Source organism: Mesorhizobium sp. WSM4906 (genome assembly GCF_029674625.1).
Taxonomy (GTDB): domain Bacteria; phylum Pseudomonadota; class Alphaproteobacteria; order Rhizobiales; family Rhizobiaceae; genus Mesorhizobium.
On the sequence record NZ_CP121355.1, the window covers coordinates 2,861,726 to 2,881,140 of the forward strand.

Sequence of the window (19,415 nt, forward strand, 5' to 3'; positions counted from 1 at the left end):
ACTTTTCCTGGAACTGCCTTAGCTCCGCTCCTGGAACTGCCTTAGCTCCGCGCCACGGGCGTCACCACCACCTGGCTGACGCCGGAGCGGCGAACGACGGTGCAGAGCGTCTCGCGGCCGATGCGTTCGGCATCGAGCATGCGCACGAGATCGTCGACGCCGGTGACCGGCCGGCCGTCTATTGCCGCGATGATGTCGCCTTCCTTCAGGCCGGCCTTCGCGGCGGGACCGTTCTTCTCGACGCTGCGCAGGCGCACCGCCGTGTTCGTGGTCACCTGCGACAGCAGCGCCGCACGGCGCGGCAGGTTGGTGGTGTCGGCAGAGACGCCGATGAAGGCGCGGCGCACGCGGCCGAAGCGGATGATCTCGGAAATGACGAAATTGGCGGTATTGGAGGCGACCGCGAAGGCGATGCCTTGCGCGCCGTGGATCATGGCCGTATTGACGCCGATCACCTCGCCTGCCGACGACACCAGCGGTCCGCCGGAATTGCCGGGGTTGAGCGCTGCATCCGTCTGGATGACGTCGTCGATCAGCCGGCCGGTCGAGGCACGCATCGAGCGGCCGAGCGCCGAGACGACGCCGGCGGTGACGGTCCATTCGAAGCCCAGCGGATTGCCGATCGCGATCGCGATCTGGCCGCGTCTGAGGCGCTTGGAATCGCCGAGCGGCGCGACGTCGGCGAAGCTGCCGTCGGCGCGCACCAGCGCAATGTCGGTGTCGGGATCGCGGCCAAGCACGTGGCCCTCGCGCGTTGCGCCATCCGGCATCGTGACGCGCACGGCGCGCGCGTCTCCGACGACATGGAAATTGGTGACGACCAACCCGTCCTGCGCGATCACGAAGCCCGAGCCATGGCCGCCGGCGCCGATGCGCTCGATGCGGCAGACAGCCGGGCCGATGCGGTCGACCGCGTCGGCGACCGATGTCGAGTAGGCGTCGAGCAAGACATCGTCGGATTGGAGTTTTTCGGCGGCGAAGGCCATGGGAGGGCTCCCGTGTGATCTGTGCAACGGATGCCTATATGTGCGGAGCGGCCGCACTTGCCGCGACCTGACCACATGGCCAGTCCGGCCATCGACTAGCCGTCAGGCGAGTACCCGCGGCGGCGCCATGGCGCGATATCTGGGTCACTGAACCCAGGAGATGATTGATATGAGCAGCTTCAACCTCAGTGCCTTTTCCGACGCCATTGCCGATGTCGCGGCGACCGCCACGCCGGCTTTGGCGAGCTTTGCCACGCATCACCACCGCACCGCGAGCGCCTTTCACTGGCGCGACGGCTTCTTCGTCACCGCCGAGGAAGCGGTCGAGGCAGGCGAGGAGATCGAACTGACGCTGGCCTCGGGCGAAACCGTGAAGGCCGAGCTTGTCGGCCGCGACCCTTCGACGGGCGTTGCCCTGCTGAAGCCGGCGTCGGCCGCTGCCGATCTGCCGCAGCTGCCCCAGGCCGCCGCCGTGCGCCCCGGCAATGTGGCAATCGCCGTCGGCAATAGCGAAGGGGCCGCGTTAGCCGTGTTCGGCACGGTCGGCGAGGTCGGGCCTGCCTGGCGCTCGATGCGCGGCGGCACGATCGACCGGCGCATCAATCTCGCCATCAACACCGGCGGCCGCTTCGAGGGCGGTCCGGTGCTCGATGCCAAGGGCGGCCTGATCGGCATGCTGCTGTTCGGGCCACGCCGGCGGGCGCTGGTCATGCCTTATGACACGATCGAGCGGGCGGTGGCGACGCTGCGCGAGAAGGGGCACGTCGCGCGCGGTTATCTCGGCGCCGGGCTGCACCCGATCCGCAATGGCGACACGCAGGGCGCCATGGTGATGAGCCTCGACGACAGCGGCCCGGCAAAAGCTGCCGGCCTGCATGTCGGCGACATCATCGTCGCCTGGAATGGCGAAGCGGTGCATGGACCGCGCGAGCTGATCCGCAAGCTTGGGCCGGACAGCGCCGGCTCCGCGGTTACGCTCGGTGTCCTGAGCGGCGGCGCCGAGCGCGACGTCTCGATCACCATCGGCGAGAAACCTTTGAGCTGAGAGGGGCGATGCCAAGCAGCGCGGCACAAATGATCGTGAGACCGGAGCCGGCAAGCCACCGGCTGACGGTGCTGATCGCGCTCGGCGACGCGGCCCGCGCCGAGCAGTTGGCCGACACGCTCGCGGCAAGCGATGATCTGCTGCCGGCGCTCGCCGGCAGCAGCATGAGTCAGGTGGCGGATGCCGCCTTGGTCGACGAGGCGGCATGGGAAAGCCAGGCTGTGAGCCCGGCAACGCCGTGCGTGCTGCTCTCCCGACGCGCCGGCCACGAACGGCCGGCAGGCAACGTGCTTGCGATGCTGCCGGCCTCCGCCGACGGGCTGCTGATTGCCGCTGCTTTGCGGCTGGCGGCGTCCGGCTACCGCGTCAGCAGGGCAGGGCAGTCAGAGGCACATGGCGATTTCCACGGAGAGGCGTCCGAGGACGAGACGCCTGACGACAACCAGCCTCGCGCGGCGTTGTCGCCGCGCGAGGCTGAAGTGCTGGCGCTGCTGGCGGAAGGCGCGCCCAACAAGGTGATCGCCCGGCGGCTCAACATTTCCGTCCATACGGCGAAATTCCATGTCGCCGCGATCCTGATCAAGCTCGGCGCCGCCAACCGAACCGACGCGATCGCCATCGCGATGCGGCAAGGTCTGGTTCTGGTCTGACGGGTCAGATTGCCGGTTCGATGTCGGTCAGCCGGAAATCATCACCCTTGAACAGCAGCGGCATCGCTTCGAGCCGCGCCGTCGCATAGGCGATGCAGTCGCCGAAGTTCAACGCCGCCGGATGCCGGCCCTTGCCGTAGCGCAGGAAGGCTTGGCGCGCGACCGCGGCATGGTCGGCGGTGAAGGCGACGGTCTCGATAGAAGCCGTCCGCAGCAAGGCGTCGAGCCGGTCCAGGATCTCGTCCTGCCATCCACCGGCGAGCACCATGCTGGTTTCGAGGAGGGTTGGCGCAGCAATCAAGCGTCTTGCGGCATCCGCGATCGCCTGCACCAAGCGGTCATGGCCTGGCTCGGCGCGGAGGATCGCGACCAGGGCCGACGAGTCGATTATCACCGCGTCGGAGCCCCATGTTCGTCATAGCCAAGGATCTCATCCTCGGTCATCGCATTTTCCCGTTTCGGGACCTGCGCGGCGCTGTCCGAAATTGCCATCAGCCGTTGGAAAAGGTCGCTGTTCTCGTTGCGAGGCACCAGCCGCTCGCGCGCCACCTCGCGCTCGAGGCTTTGACGGATCGCTTCCGTCACCGATATGCGACGGCGACGGGCAAGCTCCCGCGCCAACCGCTCGACCTCCATATTCTTGATCGAGAGCGCCATTCTATATTCCGCCTTTCTTTATAGAATATATACGTCTTCGGTACTAAAGCCGCAAGATGGCGAGGCTCCGCTGCGTCACCACGGGCTGTATGCACGACCCCTTGTGTCCACGGGTTGGCGCAGGCAAGGATCGCCCGAGGAAGACAGGGAGACGAGAGATGTCGCTCAAGGGAAAGACGCTGTTCATCTCGGGTGGATCGCGCGGCATTGGGCTGGCGATCGCGCTGCGCGCGGCGCGCGACGGCGCCAATGTGACGATCGCCGCCAAGACCGCCGAGCCGCATCCCAAGCTGCCGGGCACGATCTACACCGCGGCCGAGGAGATCGAGCAGGCCGGCGGCAAGGCGCTGCCGATGCTCTGCGACATCCGCGACGAAACTCAGGTCGCCGATGCGGTGGCAAAGACCGTGGAACGGTTCGGCGGTATCGACATCTGCGTCAACAATGCCAGCGCCATCCAGCTTACCGGCACGCTGGAGACCGACATGAAGCGCTACGATCTGATGCACCAGATCAACACGCGCGGCACGTTCCTGGTCTCCAAAATGTGCATTCCGCACCTGAAGTTGGCCAAGAATCCTCACATCCTGAATCTGGCGCCGCCGCTCGACATGAAAGCTAAGTGGTTCAAGAACCATGTCGCTTACACCATGGCCAAGTTCGGCATGTCGATGTGCACGCTCGGCATGAGTGCCGAGTTCGCCGGAGCCGGCATCGCCGTCAACTCGCTGTGGCCGATCTCGACCATCGACACGGCCGCCGTGCGCAATCTGCTGGGCGGCGCCACGGTCGCGGCGATGAGCCGCTCGCCCGACATCATGGCCGATGCGGCGCATGCGATCTTCCTGCGCCCGTCGCGCGAGGCGACCGGCAATTTCTACATCGACGAGGAGGTTCTGCGAGCCGAGGGCGTCACGGACTTTTCGGTCTATGCGCCGGGCGCCAAAGGGCCGCTGGCCGGCGACTTCTTCGTGCCGGACGAGGTATTTGACCGTACAGATACCGAGATAAGGAATATCTACTGACGGAAATCGTGCGGGCGTCGCTTCATCTCGATAAAGCGCTCCAAGTCACACGGCTCCGGATTCCCGATTGGTCACCCTCGTCGATTGCCTTACGAAGCCGTTCGAGATTTGAATGATCTTCAGTTTCTCCCACGACGTCACTCCCTGGCCTTCTTGCCTTTCGCCAGCGCCATCACCCGGTCGATATAGGCAAGCATCAACGCCGAAAGCACGAAGGCCAGATGCATGACGGTCAGCCACATAAGCTGCTGCGTCGTGTAGGAAGCGTGGTTGAGGAACACCTGCAGCAGGTGGATGGAGGAGATCGCGACGATGGTCGAGGCGACTTTCACCTTCAGCGATCCGACGTCGATCGTGCCCAGCCAGTGCACCTCGCCATCATGCTCGTCGAAGCGGCTGACGAAATTCTCGTAGCCCGAAATGATGACCATCACCACCAGCGAGGCGACGAGAGCCGCGTCGATCAGGCCGAGCATCTTCAGGATCGTGTCGGTGTCGCCGAGCGTGAAGGCGCTCATGACGAACTCGTAGAGCTTCTTGCCGAAGGAGAGCGCGTAAGTCGCCAGCGCCAAGCCGAGCCCCAGATAGAAGGCGACCAGCAGCCAACGTGAGGCAAGGATGACGGATTCGATGGCGAGTTCGAGACGCTTCATGAAGTGTTCCGGCTGATTTCGTTTCGAGGTGCTGGTCGTATTTCGGGCAGGTGTGCTCTCTTTTCAAGAAAAAAGCCCCGCCGGAGAGGGGGGCCGGCGGGGCTCATGTGTCCCGCTGGAGTCGGGACGGGGCAGGGAACGCCCTGACTAGAATCTGGGTGCCGGAATGCGGCGATTCAATGAGCTCGGCGGAACAAGCGGGACAATTCTTCTTGAATTTGCAAGAGAAGGGGCCCGCCCGGATCCGGGCGGGCCCGTCTTGTCGTACTGATTCCGAAAATCGGGTCAGGATCTTGAAATCATTGCTCGTTGTTGCTCGCCACCGGCGCCACCAGCGAGGTGATGCGGCGGATGGCGACGCGGCGGTTCTCGCGGTTCGGGCCGGGCGTGTTGACCTTGAGATACTCCTCGCCATAGCCCTGCGTCGTGAGGTTCTCCGCGGGAATACCGAACGAGTTGGTGAGGGCTTCGGCGACCGCCTCGGCGCGTCGGTCCGACAGCGCGAGGTTCGCGTCGGGCGTGCCAACGGCGTCGGTATGGCCTTCGATCAGGAAGGTTTCCGCCGGGTTCTTCTTCAGAAGCTTTTCCATGGCGGTGGCCACGCCTTCGAGCTTCTGCACCTCGGTATCGGAAATCGTCGCCGAGCCGAAGTCGAAGTTCAGCGTGTCGAGATCGATGCGACGGGCGATGTCGCGCACGCGGGCCGAGCGCTTGACCTCGTCGATCGAGTAGAGGCGCTGCACCCTCTCCACCGGCGGCTGTTCGAGGAAGGTGTAATACTCGTCCGGATCCTCGACTTCCTCCGAATCCAGGATGTAGTCCCGGCGCGGGATGTCGAGCCGCATCGGCGGCAGGTCGTCGCCGGGATCGCGCCATTCGTCGACATCGTTATAGTACCGCTCGTCGACATAGCTCAGCACATATTCGTGGCCATCCGGCGTGATGCGCGATCGCCGGATGACGTCGCCATTGCGGTTGCGGATGGTGACGATCTGGATGCCGTTCTCGCGCTCGACGATTTCGCGGGTGCGGCCGCCCGAAAGATCCTCGTAGTAGACATCCTTGGCGCCGCGCGTGATGCGAGGCGCCTCGTTGCTTTCCACGAATGTCTGGTTGTTGAACTGGAGGATCACGCGGTCGCCGAACTGCTTCACCACGTCGGCACCCTGCGGCCGGCGGCGCTCGCGGACAATCTCCTGGGGCGTGAGGTCGACGCGCTTGCCTTTTTCCTCGGTGGCAGGAACGATCCTTTCAGGCTGGATCGCCTGCTGCGCCGTTCTGTCGTCGGTGGGCGGCGGACCGTGGTTGACGGGAGCCTGCTTCTCGGCCTGCTGGCCACCTTGCTGTCCGGCCTGGTTACCGCCTTGCTCGACCTGGCCATTCTCGTTCTGGCCGGCCGGCTGACGGCCCTTGTGCCTGCGCAAGACATCCTTCTGGCTGTCCAGGATGGGTGCCTCGTTCGGATTGGCAGGCGCTTCGCCCTGCGCGGCATTGCCGCCATTCGCGGGCTGATTGTTGTTGGCAGGCTCTTCGCCCGTGGCAGGCTGCTGCTGGCCCGTTGCAGGCTGCTCGGTCAATTTCTTGGCCTGCCTCTTGTTCTGGTTCGAAGGCTGTTCGCCTTGGGCCGGCGTCTGCTCGGTCCCGGCCGGTGCCTGCTCGGTTCCCGGAACCGGCAAGGGCTTGAGCTTGCGAGTGCCCTGACCCGCGGGGGCCTGTTCGGCCGGGGTCTGGCCTTGCTCGGCAGGTTGTTGGCCCAGTTTCCGTTTCTTTCCAGGCTGGTTGTCATTTGCCGGCTGTTGTTCTGACGGCTGTTCCGCAGGCGCAGCTTCCTGCTGCTGATTGAGCTTCCTCTTGCGCAGTTGCTGCTGCTGGTCGGGGGCGACCTGCTCGGTCGTCGGGGCCGTCTCGCCTTGCTGCTGCTGATTGAGCTTTCTCTTGCGCAGTTGCTGCTGCTGGTCGGGGGCGACCTGCTCGGTCGTCGGGGCCGTCTCGCCTTGCTGCTGCTGATTGAGCTTCCTCTTGCGCAGTTGCTGCTGCTGGTCCGGCGCGACCTGTTCGGCCGGCTGCTCCGCCGGCGCCGATTCGGTCTGCTGGTTGCGCTTCTTCTTGCGCGGATTGAACTGCTGCTCGTCGGTCACGGGCTGACCGCCCTGATCGGCAGGTGCCGCCTCGGTCTGCTGCTGCTGGTCGCGCTTCTTGCGCGGCCTGAGCTGCTGCTCGGCCGGTGCCGCCTCATCGGACTGGCCGGACTGCATCTGTTGCAGTTCCTGCCGCCTCTTGCGCGGCTTTTGCTCGGATTCGGCGGGCTGTTCGGCCGGGGCGGATTCCGTCTGCTGTTGCTGCTCGCGCTTCTTTTTCCTCGGCTGCTCCGCTCCCTGCTGGCCTTGCGCACACTCCTCAGCCGACTGGCCTTCGGCACAGGTCGATTGGGCCAGAATCAACGGTGCCCCCCGCGAGCTGCCGAAATCGGCCTGCAGCGGATACGCGCCCAACGGCGCGGATGCCATAAGCAGGCCGATTGCCGTACCCGCCAGAATCCGTGGTTGGCGTTTCATATCTGTTTCTCCTAGTGGGGTCCCATCGCTGCCCAAACTTCATCAGCCGCAATTGGTTCCGTCAGGCATTGCAGCCAGCCAAGGATGCCCGGCAGGCCTTTTGAGGGCAATTTCGTGTTTTTCTAATGTTGATACCGGGTCACCGTGACTGCAGCGCTTGACCGGAAGGCCCAAGAGGGCCAAATCCAGCCGCATGAACGCACCGTTCTGGAAAACCAAGACACTTGAGGCAATGACCCCGGCCGAGTGGGAATCACTCTGCGACGGCTGCGGCAAATGCTGCCTGTCCAAGCTCGAGGACGAGGATACGGGCGAAATCTATTGGACGAGCGTCGGCTGCAGGTTGTTCGATGCCGACAAATGCCGCTGCTCGGACTATACCAACCGCTTGGCGCGCGTGCCCGACTGCGTCGGGCTGACGCCGCAGAACGTACGCACCATCACCTGGCTGCCCAAGACCTGCGCCTACCGGCTGATCGCCGAGGGGCATGACCTCTATTGGTGGCACAGACTGGTTTCGGGAAGCGCAGAGACCGTTCACGAGGCCGGGATTTCGGTCCGCGGCCGGGTGAAGGCCAAGGAAACCGATCTGGCCGAGCCAGACGACTATTTCGATTACATACTTGACGACGAACCCTGACGGGTTCGCGTTTTGACGACGAACCCTGACGGGTTCGCGTTTTGACGACGAACCCTAGTCGGACGGGTCGCATCTTGAGCCTTGATGGGAACCGAGCGCGCCACGGCGCGTTTCCGGCTCCAGATTTTGAAGCGAGCGGGGCGAGGATCTGCATTTCCTTCCACATGAACCGGACATGAACGGCCGGTTCGCAAAAAGTTCAGACACGAAAAGGCATTTTGCAATCATTGGTTCGCCAATAATCAGTTCAAGGGCGACAGGCCCACAATAAGGAGAGAGACGATGTTCAACCAGATCAAGACGGCAGCCCTTTCGGCCCTTGTCGGACTTGGCACGCTCGGCGCTATCCCGACGCATGCGGACAGCCTCTATCTCGGCTTCGGCAATAACCAGGATCCGCGTTTCGGCGTCTACACCGGCGATGATGACGGTTATTACCGTCGTGACTGGCGCCGGGATCGCGACTGGCGCGGCTGTTCGCCGGACCGCGCGCTCGACAAGGCCGAGCGCATGGGCCTGCATCGCGCCCGCATCGTCGACGTCAGCCGGCGCACGGTGAAGGTCGTCGGCCGGCAGTATGGCGACCGCGTGGTGGTGGTCTTCGCCAACGAGCGCGGCTGCCCGATCATCTATCGCTGAGGGCGAAATCGCCAGGAAGGACGATCCTCGTCGAGGCTCGCCTATCAGTAGTAGGCCCCCTTCAGCCAGCCTGAAGCGCGCGGCTCGAAAAAACCCCGGAGGAACGATCCTCCGGGGTTTTGTTTGCGGTCCAGCGGCGTGGCCGGCCGGGTCTCGCGTCCTTAGGATGTGCAAGGGACGCTGCAGCGCTTTGGTGTTGCGCATGATCCTTCCGAACCGAAGATTCGGTGTCGTGCGCCCGGCCGACGTCATTTCAACTCGAACGTGACGGTGACCTGGACAGAGTAGGAATTCTCGCCGGCCTGCACCGGCACGGCCGCCCGGGCGGCGTCGAAAGCCTTGGCGTTCATCGGCATCGGTACCGGCGCGACGTTCTGGTCGGTGATCTCGATCACCCTGCCAAGGCTGACGCCGGCGGCCGCGGCAAGCGTCTTGGCCTTGGCGATCGCGTCGGCAACAGCCTTCTTGCGCGCTTCGGCGACGGTGGCCTTCGGATCGTCATTGGTGAAAGCGATGCCGCCGCCCTGGTTGACGCCGAGAGACACCGCCTTGTCGAGAATGTCGCCGGTCTTGTCGACGTCGCGCACCCGCACCGACAGCGTATTGGTCACCTGGTAGGCGACGAGTTCGGCTTCCTGGCTGCCGTCCGCCTTGTTGGTGTAGTTGTAACGCGGATTGATCTGGATGCCGGCCGTCTGCAGGTCGCGATCGGCGATGCCCGCCGATTTCATCGCCGCGATCACCGCCGCCATGGCGTCGTTGTTGGCATCGAGCGCGGCGCGCGCGGTCTTTGCCTCGCGCATGACGCTGAGCGTCAGGATCGCCATGTCCGGCGCAACGGTCGCTTCGCCCTCGCCGGAGACGACAATGCGCGGGGGCGGCTGCGTGTCGGCGGCGCTTGCCAGCGCCGGAAACGCGAACGCGGCAGCGAGCGCGACAGGCAAAAGATGTCTGGTCATGAAAACTCCTCGAGATCTGCGATCCGGTATCCCTGCCCCGCCTTCTGCCCGACTCGAAAACGCGTCGATTCCCGGCAGTGCGGTGCTGGCCCGGACCTGTTCACGCGCCTTATGGGCGCGCACGCCGCTGTAGGGAGCGAATATGGGCTGATTTTGGCGTTTGCCGCCAGCGCTTTCGAAAGCCTTGTGCCGCGGAGCGAAAAACACTAAGCCAGCCCGGGTGGGGCCTGTAGCTCAATGGTTAGAGCCGGCGGCTCATAACCGCTTGGTTGGGGGTTCGAGTCCCTCCGGGCCCACCATTATCGTTATTTATCAATGCTTTATAGGGTGGTTCGCCACGAGGTTCGCCAATAGGTTCGCCAAGCATCGGCTTGCGCGTCACCAGACGCACGACGCGGTCCATCCCCTGGACCGCCAGCCGAACCTGCGAGGCCTCGCGCGAATAGAGTTCGGCATGATCGATATCGTCGTGCCCGAGCACGTCCATGAGCTGCCTGGTCGAGGCCTCGGCTTCCGCTAGATAGACGCCAAGCGACTTCCGCAAGCCATGCAGGGTCAGTCCCTTCGGCAGGCCGGCAAGCTTGCACCAATGCGCCATCATTCCAGTCAGCGACTTGGCGGAGAACGGCTCACCATAGCCATTGACCAGCACGGTCTCGCCGCGCCTGTCGGCCGCATCCAGGATCTCAGACAGCATCGGCGTGATCGGCACAAACAGTCGCTTGCCGCCTGTTCGTCCCTTGTTCTTGGCCTGAACGATATCAAACCCGTCGAAGTGACGCTCGACACCATCAATGAAGACACGGCGGGTGACCCTTTGGTCCCAACGCAGGCCCGCCACGTCGCCGCGGCGATTGCCCAGCCAAAGCGCCAAACCGTAGCAAGTGCGTGCCGCGGTGCCGAGCTGCCAACGGTTTTCGAATTGCGCCATCGCCTCGCGCGACCAGGCTTTCCAACCGGCATAGGCAGGGCGCCACTCGACCGCCGCTGTGGGGTCGATTTTGATCCAGTCTTGCCGCAGCGCGACATAGACCAGCTTGCGTATGCCGACCAATAGGTGTTTGGCCTTGTGGGGCGTGGCGATGAAGCGGCCTAGAAGCTCTTCAACATGGATGCGTCTAAGATTCTTAACCGGCACGTTCCGCCAGATGAGTGGGTGATCAGGGACCACCCGCAGTTCTAAAAACTCTTCGATGAGCCGCGTGTTCTTGCGCTTGCTGGCTTCGTCAAGCGCCAGCCACTTGACTGAGATCTTCAATCGTTGAAAGGCGGCTCCAAACGTGCCGGGTAAGGCAGCTCCTGGCATTTGGACGACGGGCGCCTTGGGGACTTTCCGGCCCTCGACCGCTGCTTGGTAGGCATCCTTGAAACCGCGTTGGTTGGGCGCCGGCAGACTAACAACACGCTCCTTCGTCCGATAGCGCCAGCGCAGTTTTCCATGGCGATCAGTGTAGGAGGAGAGGCCGGGATATTTGTCGGTCATGGCAGAATGAATCTATTCCCTGCGATGATTCCCTTGCAACAGGAAGTCGACGATATTCTCTTCATCGTCTCCAGGTAGTTCGGCAAACGCGGCTTCGAGTTTCAAGCGATCCCAAATCACGCGGCCGTCAACCTTCTTCGGCCTCGGCATGCGGTGGTCAGCGACCATTTGATCGAATTTGGTCACGCCCACGCCAACGTACCGGGCGGCTTCTTCACGCGACAGACCCCGAGGAGGATAGGAGAGGGAATCGCTTTTCATGACCATGCCCACCTGCGGTCCCCGCGACTTTGCGGGTGGATTTATGTGCAGCGATTGGGATCTAGATCGTGACAGCAACCACCGGAAGAGACGTGGGACGGACTGTGCGGTGAATTACTGTCGAGGCGTATGAACGGGATCGTTTGGCCGTCCGCAATGTAACCTCGAGGAGTCGAGTCGAAGGTCCGCTACCACCATCCCGCCGACGGGAAGAGCAGCAGCAGGCCTTTCAGCGGCGCTATGGACGTGACGAGCCGCATGGCACCGATCGGTATCACGATGTTGTAGCCGAGGGAGGCGTAAGCCTCTGCCGCACGTTAAAATAATCTATGCTCGACGGAAAAGCTTTCCGTCGAAATCACCGAGAGCAAGGGTCTAGTCCGCAAGGTGAAATATTGCGCATAGATCCCACTCTCCAGAAGGTGAAGTCAAACCAGCCGCAGATGACGAACAGCAGCACGGGATAAGATCCAGCCGACCTGCGCGCCAATCTGTCGAGACGTTGGATTGCCTCGTAGTGCAGGGAAGACCGACCGCGCCACGCACGCCTTCAGGTCAATATTGCTCAAGACACCGATCTGCTGGGTTCATGGTGCAGCCCCTCTACCACCACTCCGGAAAGCTCGTACGAACCGCCGTTGCCAACGGCACGATCTCAGCATCGGGGACGCAACAGTATGGCCACAAAAGGCGCGGGCCGATCTTGCCCCAGCCGCCGGCCGCAGCCATTGCCTTGTCCAGCGCGGCGTCGCTGACCTGGCAACGCTCGCGGAGCGGCAATACGTGATCGGCCAAGAATGCCCCTATGCGCGCCTGCATCTCGATAGCATCCGGTGCGCCGCTCAATATCTGCTGCCACCACGACAATGCACCCTTTGGACTGAGACAGGCGACATTGGAATAGCTGCCGTGGGCGCCTTGAGCGTAACCAGTCGCCAGCGTATGCCCGGGCACGAATACCGAGAAACCCGGCAGCAGCTTTCGCATCTCATCGAACCAGTTCTCGTCGCCTCCCGGTAGCTTCGCGCCGATCAATGTCGGCACTGCCTCACGGAGGCGCGCTATAGCCTGCAACGTAAGCCGTCGTTTCGCATGCGGCGGGTTGTAGAGGACAAGGGGGAGGCTTGGCGCCGTCTCGGCGAGGCCCTTCGCGAAACGCCAAATCTCATCGTCGCTCGGCGGCCACCAGTCGGGCAGGGTGAACTGGATGGCTGAAGGCGACAACTCCACAACACGCCGCAGACGCTCGCGCGCCACGCGCGCGTTCGACTGGCTAATGCCAATCTGGAAAAGAACACCGGCACGATCTGCCTCCTCCGCGACCAACGCGTTCAGTCTGTCGAACTCGTCTTCGGTCTGAGAGTGGAACTCGCATGCCGTGCCGTTCGAATAGATGCCGTCGACGCCGGAGGCGCACAGGCTGGCAATGGTTTCGCGCGTCGCGCTCCAGTCGATCTCACCATCCTCGCCGACAGCAAGCAGGACGGCGCCCCAGATGCCTCGCGGCGCGTTGGCGGGCAGGGCGGCGAGATGGTCAGGCAAGTTCTTCCTCCCTGCGGCTTTTGTTCGATCGGTATGCAGCCTCGATAATGGCGATGATCTTGCGGCCATAGTTACCGGTCACGGTGACCGGCGCATCGTTAAGGATCGCGTCGCGCAAATGTGTCCATTCGCGGATAACGGCATTGTGCATCCAGTTTGGCTCGAATGAGTTCGGCAGATCGGTCAATCGGGTGCCGCGACCGAGCGACGTGCCCCGGTCCATGTCGATCCGCAGCGTGCCGTGCTCGCAGACCAAATCCATTGCGAAACTGGCGACGCCGTCGCGGTAGCCGACGCTTTGGATCTGGCCGATGCCACCGCCTGCGAAGCGGAGGCTGAGCATTGAGGCGTCGTCCGCCTCTTGGTCATGGAATTTGGCGCCGAGCATGGCGCCGACCGAGACGACGTCGTCGTCCATCAGCCAGACCAGCCGGTCGAGCGCATGAATCCCCGCGGTCATGAGCATGCCGCCGCCGGTTCCATAGCCGAGATGCCAATCCCGCCGGTTCTGCTCCATCCACAACTTGATCATCCAGCTTGAAGCGATCAGCGGGCGGCCGAGCGACCCCTCGGCGAGCGCCTCCTTTGCCGCCATGCAAGGGCGTGAGAAATGCATCAGATGGCCGACCATCAACTTGACGCCATTCGCAGCGGCCGCGGCATTGATCGCGTCGCAGGCGGCGGCGGTCGGAGCCATCGGCTTCTCCAGCAGGATGTGCTTTCCGGCCTGTGCCGCGCCGATCGCCATCTCCGTGTGCAGATGGTGCGGCGTGGCGATGAGAACGGCATCGACATCCCTGTCTTCGACGAGTGCGCGCCAGTCCCTGTAGCCGCGGCCGCCGTGCTCGGCGGTGAAGGCGCTAAGCGCGGGCTCGTCGTTGCGGCATGCCGCGACAAGGCGGACGCCATCTACCTTTTCGATCGCATGCGCGTGCGCGGCGCCAAAATGCCCGGCGCCGATAATCCCAACTCCAATCATTCTCGTGTCTTCCGGTAAGCGGTATCGATGAGCGACATTGCCGCGACGTAGTCATTGAGAGAGATCGTCGCCGGCTCGTTTCGCGCCAGCCGGCCGAAAGTGTCGCGCATGCAAAGGCGGTAGCGCGTCGCCGGCGGTTCCGGCGTGAGCTCTGTGCCTGCTCCATCATCCAGGCTGGCCGAGATAGCTTTGTCGCCGTGATCGATCAAAGTCGCGTTGGCGCTGACGATGCGCCATTCGAAATCACCGCCGGGGCGCATGGATGCAAAGGTATAGCCCGCCTCGACGGTGAACATCGCACCGGTCTCGTCCTCGAGCACCAGCAGGGCATAGTCTTCGACAGGTGAATTGTGGATGCGGTTGCCCACGTATGCCGTTCTCAGCCTGAGGCGGCCGGCAGCGAGGTCGAGCGCGGCGTCGATGCCGTGGATGCCCAGATTGCGCAACGCGCCGCCACCGCCGATTTCTGGGTCGGCCATCCAGGCTACCCCATCTTGCGCATAGCGTTCGGGCGGGCCGTTGACGATCCTGAAGTGGCCATGCGCAACGGTCCCGGCGCGGCCTTGCTGCTGCAGCTTGCGGAACGCGGTGACCGCTGGCCCGAAGCGGTTGGGGAACGGCACGCTCACGAAGGCACTTCGACGCCGGCTCAGCTCGAGCAGTTCCGACAAAATCTCGGTGTTGCTTGCCGCCGGCTTCTCAAGGATCAACGGAATGCCTGCATCAATAATCCGGCGCGCCCGCTCCGGCACACTGCGGGGATGTCCCATCAGAAGAATGACGTCGGCTCCGGCCGCGAGCACATCGTCGAAGCGATCGATTGAGCAGTAAAGCGAATTCGACCGCGCAAACATCTCTGCGTGTTGTTGATTCTCGTCCCAAACACCGATGATTTCGCCGCCGGCGGCGCGGGCAGCGTCCAGGTGCATTCCGGCGTGCCAGTGGCTCGAACCGGCAAGAATGATCTTCATGTGCAGGCGCATTCCTTTACTGCTTGCAGGATATCCTACAAGTCGCTATCAGTACAAGCCGACGACCCTTATTTCGTGGAAGCATGCGGAAATGGCCAAGGAGGAAGAAGCAAACGTGCAGGCGATGAAGTCGCTTGAGCCACTCAATCGCCAACCCTTGCTGCATGTCACGGTGCAGGAGAGCCTCAGGAACTACATAGAGGCGAACAAGCTCAAGGCCGGGGACGCGCTGCCCCCGGAAACATTCCTTGCCCAGCAGCTCGGTGTCGGACGCAACTCCGTTCGTGAGGCCATCAAGGCGCTGGAGTCGATCGGCATCTTGGAGACGCGCCGAGGCATCGGCGTCTTCGTCAAGGAGTTCTCTTTCAAGCCGCTGCTCGACAATCTCGCTTATGGCTTGCAGGACTCGTTGCGCGACGTCGAGGAGCTCCGCGAAATGCGCCGCGTGCTTGAGACGGGGCTCATCGGCAAGACGATCGAGATGATCAGCGCCGAGGACATCGAGGCTCTGCGCGGCTTGACCGAGGAAATGCGCCGGCGCGCCGAGCGAAACGAAAGCTTCGCCGCCGAGGACCAGCAGTTCCACCAGCTGCTGTTCCGTTGCCAGAACAACCGAATGCTGAGCGCGCTGATCGACATCTTCTGGATCGCGTTCAACAAGGCATCGAACTTCGCGAACCTGGACAATCCGACGCCCCTCGCCACCTGGCGGGACCATCACGAGATCGTTGAGGCCGTGGCGGCCAAGGATACCGAGCGCGCGCGCCAGCGCCTCGACGATCACTATCGAGGAATCCAGCAAGTCATAGCCAAAAATCGAAACACGTGAAAATGCCAAGGGAGGAAATCATGGGCATAAGGAACACTGCGTGTCGTCTGGCCCTTGCCGGCCTGCTGATCGCCGGAACCGCTTTCGCTGCGGTCGACGAGGCACAGGCTGGCAAGACCATCACCGGCGGCTTCGATGTCGGCCCAGGCGGCTTGCCCAAGAACTTCAACCCGCTCGTGTCGACCGCCGGCTTTACCTGGCTCAGCACCTATTTCGAGCCGCTGGTCGTCTGGAACGCCGAGCTGACCGAGCTGAAAGGCAGTCTTGCCAAGGACTGGAAGGTCAGCGACGACCAGCTGACCTATACATTCAACCTTGCCAAGGAGACCTGGCACGACGGCAAGCCCTTCACCTCCAAGGACGTGAAGTTCACATTGGATCTTGCGAGGAACAAGGCATCGGGCAGCCTGTTTGCCGCCCGCTTGGGCGACATCCAATCGGTCGAGACGCCGGATGACCGCACGGTGGTGATCAAGCTGTCGAAGCCCAATGGCTCCTTCCTCGCCGTCATCACCCAGGTGCTGATCCTGCCTGAGCACGCACTTGCCGGCATCGCGCCAGAACAGCTGGCCAACAGCAAATGGTGGTCGACGACGCCGGTCGGAACGGGTCCGTTCAAATTCAAGCAATACGTGACGGACCAGTATGTCGAGCTCTCCGCGGATGACGACTACCGCGGCGGCAAGCCCAAGGTCGACACGCTCATCAACCGCTATTTCGAGAACCCGGCGGCGGCCGTCGCCGCGCTTCGTGCCGGCGAAATCCAGTTCACCTATGTCGAGCCGGACGACGCCGCCACATTCAAGAACGACAGCAACTACACGCTGATCGAAGGTGGCTCCTACGTGGTCAACTACATCGGCCTCAACCAGAAGGTGGACCTTTTCAAGGACCTGAAGGTGCGCCAGGCAATCATGTATGCGATCGATCGCAATGCGATCGTCAAGAGCCTCTATGGCGGTGCCGCTAAGGTCGCAAACTGCGGCTACGTCGCGCCGCATCTGGTGCCTGAAGGGCTGGAGCCCTACGCCTACGATCCGCAAAAGGCCAAGGCACTGCTCTCCGAGGCCGGCTGGGACAAGATCAACGGCGACAAGCCGATCACCCTGCTGACCTATTACGGCTCGCCGCAGGCCGCCAACGTCATGGCTGCCATCCAGTCGATGCTCGCCCAGGTCGGCGTCAACATCGTGCCGCGTGTCGTCGATACGCCCACCTATAACGGCATCGTCTACAAGCAAGGCACGCCGGACTGGAACGCGTTTCCGATGATCTATGCCGGCCTGCAGAACGGTCCGAATCCGGCGGGGCTCAATCCTGGCCTCAACAAGTCGCAGCTCCCCCCGGCGGGCTTCAACACCATGCGCATCGAGTTCGACGACCTGAGCGAAGCGTTTGATGCCGCTCTCGGGCAGACCGATCCCGCAAAGGTCAACGCTTCCTGGCAGGATGTCTGCAAGGCGATGAACAAGGACCTGCCCTGGGCGACCTTGTGGGTAGCAAATCGCTACGGCGTCGCTTCCAAGAAGTTGAAGGATTTCGTGTGGACGCCGGCTCCGGCGGGCGGCCCCTATGCCGCCCATCCCGAACTCTGGGACATCCAGTGAAATAGATAACTTCGCCATCCATGCCGGCATCACCATGGTGCCGGCCTGGTCAGCCGCCAGACGTGAAAGCCATGCTGAGCTTCATCGCCCGCCGCAGCGCCGCAGGATTGTTGATGGTGCTCGCATTGAGCGTCCTGATCTTCCTCCTGCTGCGGCTAGCGCCCGGCGATCCGATCGACGCCTATATCAATCCGTCGGTGCCACTGTCGCCGCAAGACCTGGAGGCACTGCGGCTGCGCCTCGGCCTCGATCAGCCGCTGCCGATCCAGTATCTCGGCTGGCTTCGCGCCGCCCTGTCGGGAGATTTCGGCTATTCGATCCAGCGGAGCGGCGACGCGGTGCTTCCGCTGGTGCTGGAACGCGTCGGCCCGACTGCGCTTCTCATGGGGACCGGCCTCGCGATAGCGATCGTCGCTGGAATCGCCGGCGGCATCGTCAGCGCTGTTCGACGCAACGCATGGCCCGACATTTCCCTTTCGGTGCTGTCGTTTGTCGGCATTTCCAGTCCGGCCTTCCTGACCGCGTTACTGGGCCTATATTTCTTCTCGGTTCTGCTGCGCTGGGCTCCATCCGGCGGTATGCAGACGCCCGGAACGCCATTCTCGGTGTTTGACGTGCTTACACATCTCATCCTTCCCGCCTGCCTGCTGTCGATCGGCCATGCGGCCATGATCATGCGGTATATGCGTTCCTCGCTGCTCGAGGTTCTCGGCCAGGACTATGTGCGCACGGCGCGGGCCAAGGGCGTGCGCGAGTTCTGGGTGATCATGAAACATGCGACGCGCAACGCGCTGCTTCCCGTAATCACCTTGATCGGCTCGACCATCGGTATCGCGGTGGGTGGAGCGATCTTTCTCGAGAGCGTCTTCAACTGGCCGGGCATGGGGCTTTTGCTAGTGAACGCCGTCGGCACCCGCGACTATCCGGTCATCATGGGCGCGACGCTGGTAGTCGGCGCCTGCGTCATCCTTGTCAATCTTCTCACCGACATCGCCTATGCGTTTGTCGATCCGCGCATTCGGGTTTCGTGATGGCCCTAACGATAAGCATGGGACAGGGAGTGCCACGGACAAAGGGTCCGCTGCGCCGGGCATTTGGCCGCTTCATCGCAAACCGCGCCGCACGCGCCGGTCTCATCATCCTGATCCCGATCCTGCTTGCCGTCTCGACCTATCACCTGTGGTGGCCGGTCGGACCGAATGCAATCGATCTCAGGGCAATGAACAAAGGCCCGTCGGTGGCGCATTGGCTGGGCAGCGACGGCGTCGGCCGTGATGTCATGGCGCGTGTCCTTGAGGGCGGTCGCATCTCCCTGATCGTTGCCGTGGGCTCGGTCGCAATCTCGACAGTCATCGGCTTTCTGGTCGGTGCGATCGCCAGTTTCGGCGGCCGCGTGGTCGACAGCACCGTCATGCGCCTCGTCGATCTCGCAATGACCTTGCCGCCGGTGATCTTTCTTCTGGTGCTCGCCTCGATTGCCGGGACGGGGATCATGCCAACCATTCTCGTCATCTCGCTGCTGTCCTGGCCGGTGCTCTCGCGCATGGTCCGCGCACGCCTCATGGAACTGCGCGAACGCGATTTCGTCGTTGCGGCGCGCGGGATGGGTGCGCGGATGCCGCACCTCCTGTTACGCCATGGCTTGCCGAACTCAATCGACATACTGGTCGTCTACGCCACCTTGCAGATCGCCAATGCGATCCTGCTGGAGGCTGGCCTCTCCTTCCTTGGGCTCGGCATACCGCCGCCCGAGGCCAGCTGGGGCAACATGCTCAACCTTGCCCGTTCGACCATCGTGCTGGAGCAGTATCCCTGGCAATGGATGTTTCCTGGCGCGGCCCTCGTACTCACCGTTCTGGCCATCAACTTCATCGGTGACGGCCTGCGCGACGCCTTCGACCCCAGATCCGATCTCAACTGACCAAAAGGTTCAA

At 63.1% G+C, this 19,415-nt stretch carries 19 protein-coding genes, 1 tRNA gene and 1 pseudogene; 10 read left to right on the forward strand and 11 right to left on the reverse strand.

Annotation, left to right across the window (positions count from 1 at the left end):
* Positions 1 to 41: 41 nt before the first annotated feature.
* Entirely contained in the window at positions 42 to 986 is a 945-nt protein-coding gene (locus QAZ22_RS13665; RefSeq protein ID WP_278207287.1) for a trypsin-like peptidase domain-containing protein, read from the reverse strand.
* A gap of 169 nt (positions 987 to 1,155) precedes the next feature.
* Between QAZ22_RS13665 and QAZ22_RS13670 the strand changes: the two genes are divergently transcribed.
* Positions 1,156 to 2,031 carry a S1C family serine protease gene (locus QAZ22_RS13670; RefSeq protein WP_278207288.1) on the forward strand — a complete coding sequence of 292 codons (876 nt, stop codon included), beginning with the start codon at positions 1,156 to 1,158 and terminating at the stop codon, positions 2,029 to 2,031.
* 29 nt (positions 2,032 to 2,060) lie between these two features.
* The gene (locus tag QAZ22_RS13675) at positions 2,061 to 2,681 is read left to right on the forward strand and encodes a helix-turn-helix transcriptional regulator (protein WP_278207289.1); all 621 of its coding nucleotides are present in this window, start codon (positions 2,061 to 2,063) and stop codon (positions 2,679 to 2,681) included.
* A gap of 4 nt (positions 2,682 to 2,685) precedes the next feature.
* On the opposite strand, the gene QAZ22_RS13680 is transcribed toward QAZ22_RS13675, so the two are convergent.
* On the reverse strand, positions 2,686 to 3,075 hold the full coding sequence (locus QAZ22_RS13680) for a type II toxin-antitoxin system VapC family toxin (protein WP_278207290.1): 390 nt from the start codon (positions 3,073 to 3,075) through the stop codon (positions 2,686 to 2,688).
* Positions 3,072 to 3,338, reverse strand: a complete 267-nt coding sequence (locus tag QAZ22_RS13685; RefSeq protein ID WP_278207291.1) for a type II toxin-antitoxin system VapB family antitoxin — start codon at positions 3,336 to 3,338, stop codon at positions 3,072 to 3,074. Before QAZ22_RS13685 ends, QAZ22_RS13680 begins: the two co-directional genes overlap by 4 nt.
* 158 nt (positions 3,339 to 3,496) lie before the next feature.
* On the opposite strand from QAZ22_RS13685, the gene QAZ22_RS13690 reads away from it, so the two are divergent.
* Positions 3,497 to 4,363 (forward strand): NAD(P)-dependent oxidoreductase, encoded by an 867-nt coding sequence (locus QAZ22_RS13690; RefSeq protein WP_278207292.1) that lies wholly within the window; start codon positions 3,497 to 3,499, stop codon positions 4,361 to 4,363.
* 137 nt (positions 4,364 to 4,500) lie between these two features.
* Here the strand turns inward: QAZ22_RS13690 and QAZ22_RS13695 are convergent, their stop codons facing one another.
* The gene (locus QAZ22_RS13695; RefSeq protein WP_278207293.1) at positions 4,501 to 5,016 is read right to left on the reverse strand and encodes a TIGR00645 family protein; all 516 of its coding nucleotides are present in this window, start codon (positions 5,014 to 5,016) and stop codon (positions 4,501 to 4,503) included.
* A 299-nt stretch (positions 5,017 to 5,315) separates the two neighbouring features.
* Positions 5,316 to 7,607, reverse strand: a complete 2,292-nt coding sequence (locus QAZ22_RS13700) for an OmpA family protein (protein WP_278207294.1) — start codon at positions 7,605 to 7,607, stop codon at positions 5,316 to 5,318.
* Between the two features lie 157 nt (positions 7,608 to 7,764).
* Here QAZ22_RS13700 and QAZ22_RS13705 point away from each other — a divergent pair, with 157 nt between their 5' ends.
* The gene (locus tag QAZ22_RS13705) at positions 7,765 to 8,211 is read left to right on the forward strand and encodes a YcgN family cysteine cluster protein (RefSeq protein WP_278207295.1); all 447 of its coding nucleotides are present in this window, start codon (positions 7,765 to 7,767) and stop codon (positions 8,209 to 8,211) included.
* 282 nt (positions 8,212 to 8,493) lie between these two features.
* Positions 8,494 to 8,850: a hypothetical protein gene (locus QAZ22_RS13710; RefSeq protein WP_278207296.1), complete on the forward strand. Its 357-nt coding sequence runs from the start codon at positions 8,494 to 8,496 to the stop codon at positions 8,848 to 8,850.
* 248 nt (positions 8,851 to 9,098) lie between these two features.
* Here the strand turns inward: QAZ22_RS13710 and QAZ22_RS13715 are convergent, their stop codons facing one another.
* Positions 9,099 to 9,809 carry an SIMPL domain-containing protein gene (locus tag QAZ22_RS13715; RefSeq protein ID WP_278207297.1) on the reverse strand — a complete coding sequence of 237 codons (711 nt, stop codon included), beginning with the start codon at positions 9,807 to 9,809 and terminating at the stop codon, positions 9,099 to 9,101.
* A 223-nt stretch (positions 9,810 to 10,032) separates the two neighbouring features.
* Here QAZ22_RS13715 and QAZ22_RS13720 point away from each other — a divergent pair.
* Positions 10,033 to 10,108: transfer RNA gene (locus QAZ22_RS13720), tRNA-Ile, on the forward strand.
* Between the two features lie 191 nt (positions 10,109 to 10,299).
* On the opposite strand, the pseudogene QAZ22_RS32205 reads toward QAZ22_RS13720, so the two are convergent.
* The 5 genes and pseudogenes from QAZ22_RS32205 to QAZ22_RS13745 form a co-directional block, all read right to left on the reverse strand.
* Positions 10,300 to 11,292: pseudogene (locus tag QAZ22_RS32205) on the reverse strand (tyrosine-type recombinase/integrase); the annotation flags it as partial.
* A 12-nt stretch (positions 11,293 to 11,304) separates the two neighbouring features.
* A complete protein-coding gene (locus tag QAZ22_RS13730) occupies positions 11,305 to 11,559 on the reverse strand; it encodes a hypothetical protein (RefSeq protein WP_278207298.1) in 255 nt (84 codons plus the stop codon).
* Between the two features lie 597 nt (positions 11,560 to 12,156).
* A complete protein-coding gene (locus tag QAZ22_RS13735) occupies positions 12,157 to 13,095 on the reverse strand; it encodes a dihydrodipicolinate synthase family protein (RefSeq protein WP_278207299.1) in 939 nt (312 codons plus the stop codon).
* Positions 13,088 to 14,074 (reverse strand): Gfo/Idh/MocA family oxidoreductase, encoded by a 987-nt coding sequence (locus QAZ22_RS13740; protein WP_278207300.1) that lies wholly within the window; start codon positions 14,072 to 14,074, stop codon positions 13,088 to 13,090. The genes QAZ22_RS13735 and QAZ22_RS13740 overlap by 8 nt, the downstream gene beginning before the upstream one ends.
* Positions 14,071 to 15,045, reverse strand: coding sequence for a Gfo/Idh/MocA family oxidoreductase (locus QAZ22_RS13745; protein WP_278207301.1), 975 nt, complete (start codon positions 15,043 to 15,045; stop codon positions 14,071 to 14,073). The genes QAZ22_RS13740 and QAZ22_RS13745 overlap by 4 nt, the downstream gene beginning before the upstream one ends.
* Before the next feature lie 91 nt (positions 15,046 to 15,136).
* Here QAZ22_RS13745 and QAZ22_RS13750 point away from each other — a divergent pair, with 91 nt between their 5' ends.
* The 4 genes from QAZ22_RS13750 to QAZ22_RS13765 all read left to right on the forward strand — a co-directional run bounded on the left by QAZ22_RS13750 (position 15,137) and on the right by QAZ22_RS13765 (position 19,402).
* Positions 15,137 to 15,874 (forward strand): FadR/GntR family transcriptional regulator, encoded by a 738-nt coding sequence (locus QAZ22_RS13750; protein ID WP_278207302.1) that lies wholly within the window; start codon positions 15,137 to 15,139, stop codon positions 15,872 to 15,874.
* Between the two features lie 20 nt (positions 15,875 to 15,894).
* On the forward strand, positions 15,895 to 17,481 hold the full coding sequence (locus QAZ22_RS13755) for an ABC transporter substrate-binding protein (protein WP_278207303.1): 1,587 nt from the start codon (positions 15,895 to 15,897) through the stop codon (positions 17,479 to 17,481).
* Positions 17,482 to 17,552: 71 nt separating this feature from the next.
* The gene (locus QAZ22_RS13760; RefSeq protein WP_278207304.1) at positions 17,553 to 18,512 is read left to right on the forward strand and encodes an ABC transporter permease; all 960 of its coding nucleotides are present in this window, start codon (positions 17,553 to 17,555) and stop codon (positions 18,510 to 18,512) included.
* Positions 18,513 to 18,529: 17 nt separating this feature from the next.
* Entirely contained in the window at positions 18,530 to 19,402 is an 873-nt protein-coding gene (locus QAZ22_RS13765; RefSeq protein ID WP_278207305.1) for an ABC transporter permease, read from the forward strand.
* Positions 19,403 to 19,415 lie beyond the last annotated feature (13 nt).

Excerpts from the sequence above, each read along its gene's own strand:
- QAZ22_RS13675 (WP_278207289.1), top strand. The coding sequence starts at position 2,061 with ATGATCGTGAGACCGGAGCCGGCAAGCCACCGGCTGACGGTGCTGATC.
- QAZ22_RS13710 (WP_278207296.1), top strand. The coding sequence starts at position 8,494 with ATGTTCAACCAGATCAAGACGGCAGCCCTTTCGGCCCTTGTCGGACTT.
- QAZ22_RS13760 (WP_278207304.1), top strand. The coding sequence starts at position 17,553 with ATGCTGAGCTTCATCGCCCGCCGCAGCGCCGCAGGATTGTTGATGGTG.
- QAZ22_RS13715 (WP_278207297.1), bottom strand. The coding sequence starts at position 9,809 with ATGACCAGACATCTTTTGCCTGTCGCGCTCGCTGCCGCGTTCGCGTTT.
- QAZ22_RS13755 (WP_278207303.1), top strand. The coding sequence starts at position 15,895 with ATGGGCATAAGGAACACTGCGTGTCGTCTGGCCCTTGCCGGCCTGCTG.
- QAZ22_RS13670 (WP_278207288.1), top strand. The coding sequence starts at position 1,156 with ATGAGCAGCTTCAACCTCAGTGCCTTTTCCGACGCCATTGCCGATGTC.
- QAZ22_RS13690 (WP_278207292.1), top strand. The coding sequence starts at position 3,497 with ATGTCGCTCAAGGGAAAGACGCTGTTCATCTCGGGTGGATCGCGCGGC.
- QAZ22_RS13705 (WP_278207295.1), top strand. The coding sequence starts at position 7,765 with ATGAACGCACCGTTCTGGAAAACCAAGACACTTGAGGCAATGACCCCG.
- QAZ22_RS13750 (WP_278207302.1), top strand. The coding sequence starts at position 15,137 with ATGGCCAAGGAGGAAGAAGCAAACGTGCAGGCGATGAAGTCGCTTGAG.
- QAZ22_RS13730 (WP_278207298.1), bottom strand. The coding sequence starts at position 11,559 with ATGGTCATGAAAAGCGATTCCCTCTCCTATCCTCCTCGGGGTCTGTCG.
- QAZ22_RS13765 (WP_278207305.1), top strand. The coding sequence starts at position 18,530 with ATGGGACAGGGAGTGCCACGGACAAAGGGTCCGCTGCGCCGGGCATTT.
- QAZ22_RS13740 (WP_278207300.1), bottom strand. The coding sequence starts at position 14,074 with ATGATTGGAGTTGGGATTATCGGCGCCGGGCATTTTGGCGCCGCGCAC.
- QAZ22_RS13665 (WP_278207287.1), bottom strand. The coding sequence starts at position 986 with ATGGCCTTCGCCGCCGAAAAACTCCAATCCGACGATGTCTTGCTCGAC.
- QAZ22_RS13745 (WP_278207301.1), bottom strand. The coding sequence starts at position 15,045 with ATGAAGATCATTCTTGCCGGTTCGAGCCACTGGCACGCCGGAATGCAC.
- QAZ22_RS13695 (WP_278207293.1), bottom strand. The coding sequence starts at position 5,016 with ATGAAGCGTCTCGAACTCGCCATCGAATCCGTCATCCTTGCCTCACGT.
- QAZ22_RS13685 (WP_278207291.1), bottom strand. The coding sequence starts at position 3,338 with ATGGCGCTCTCGATCAAGAATATGGAGGTCGAGCGGTTGGCGCGGGAG.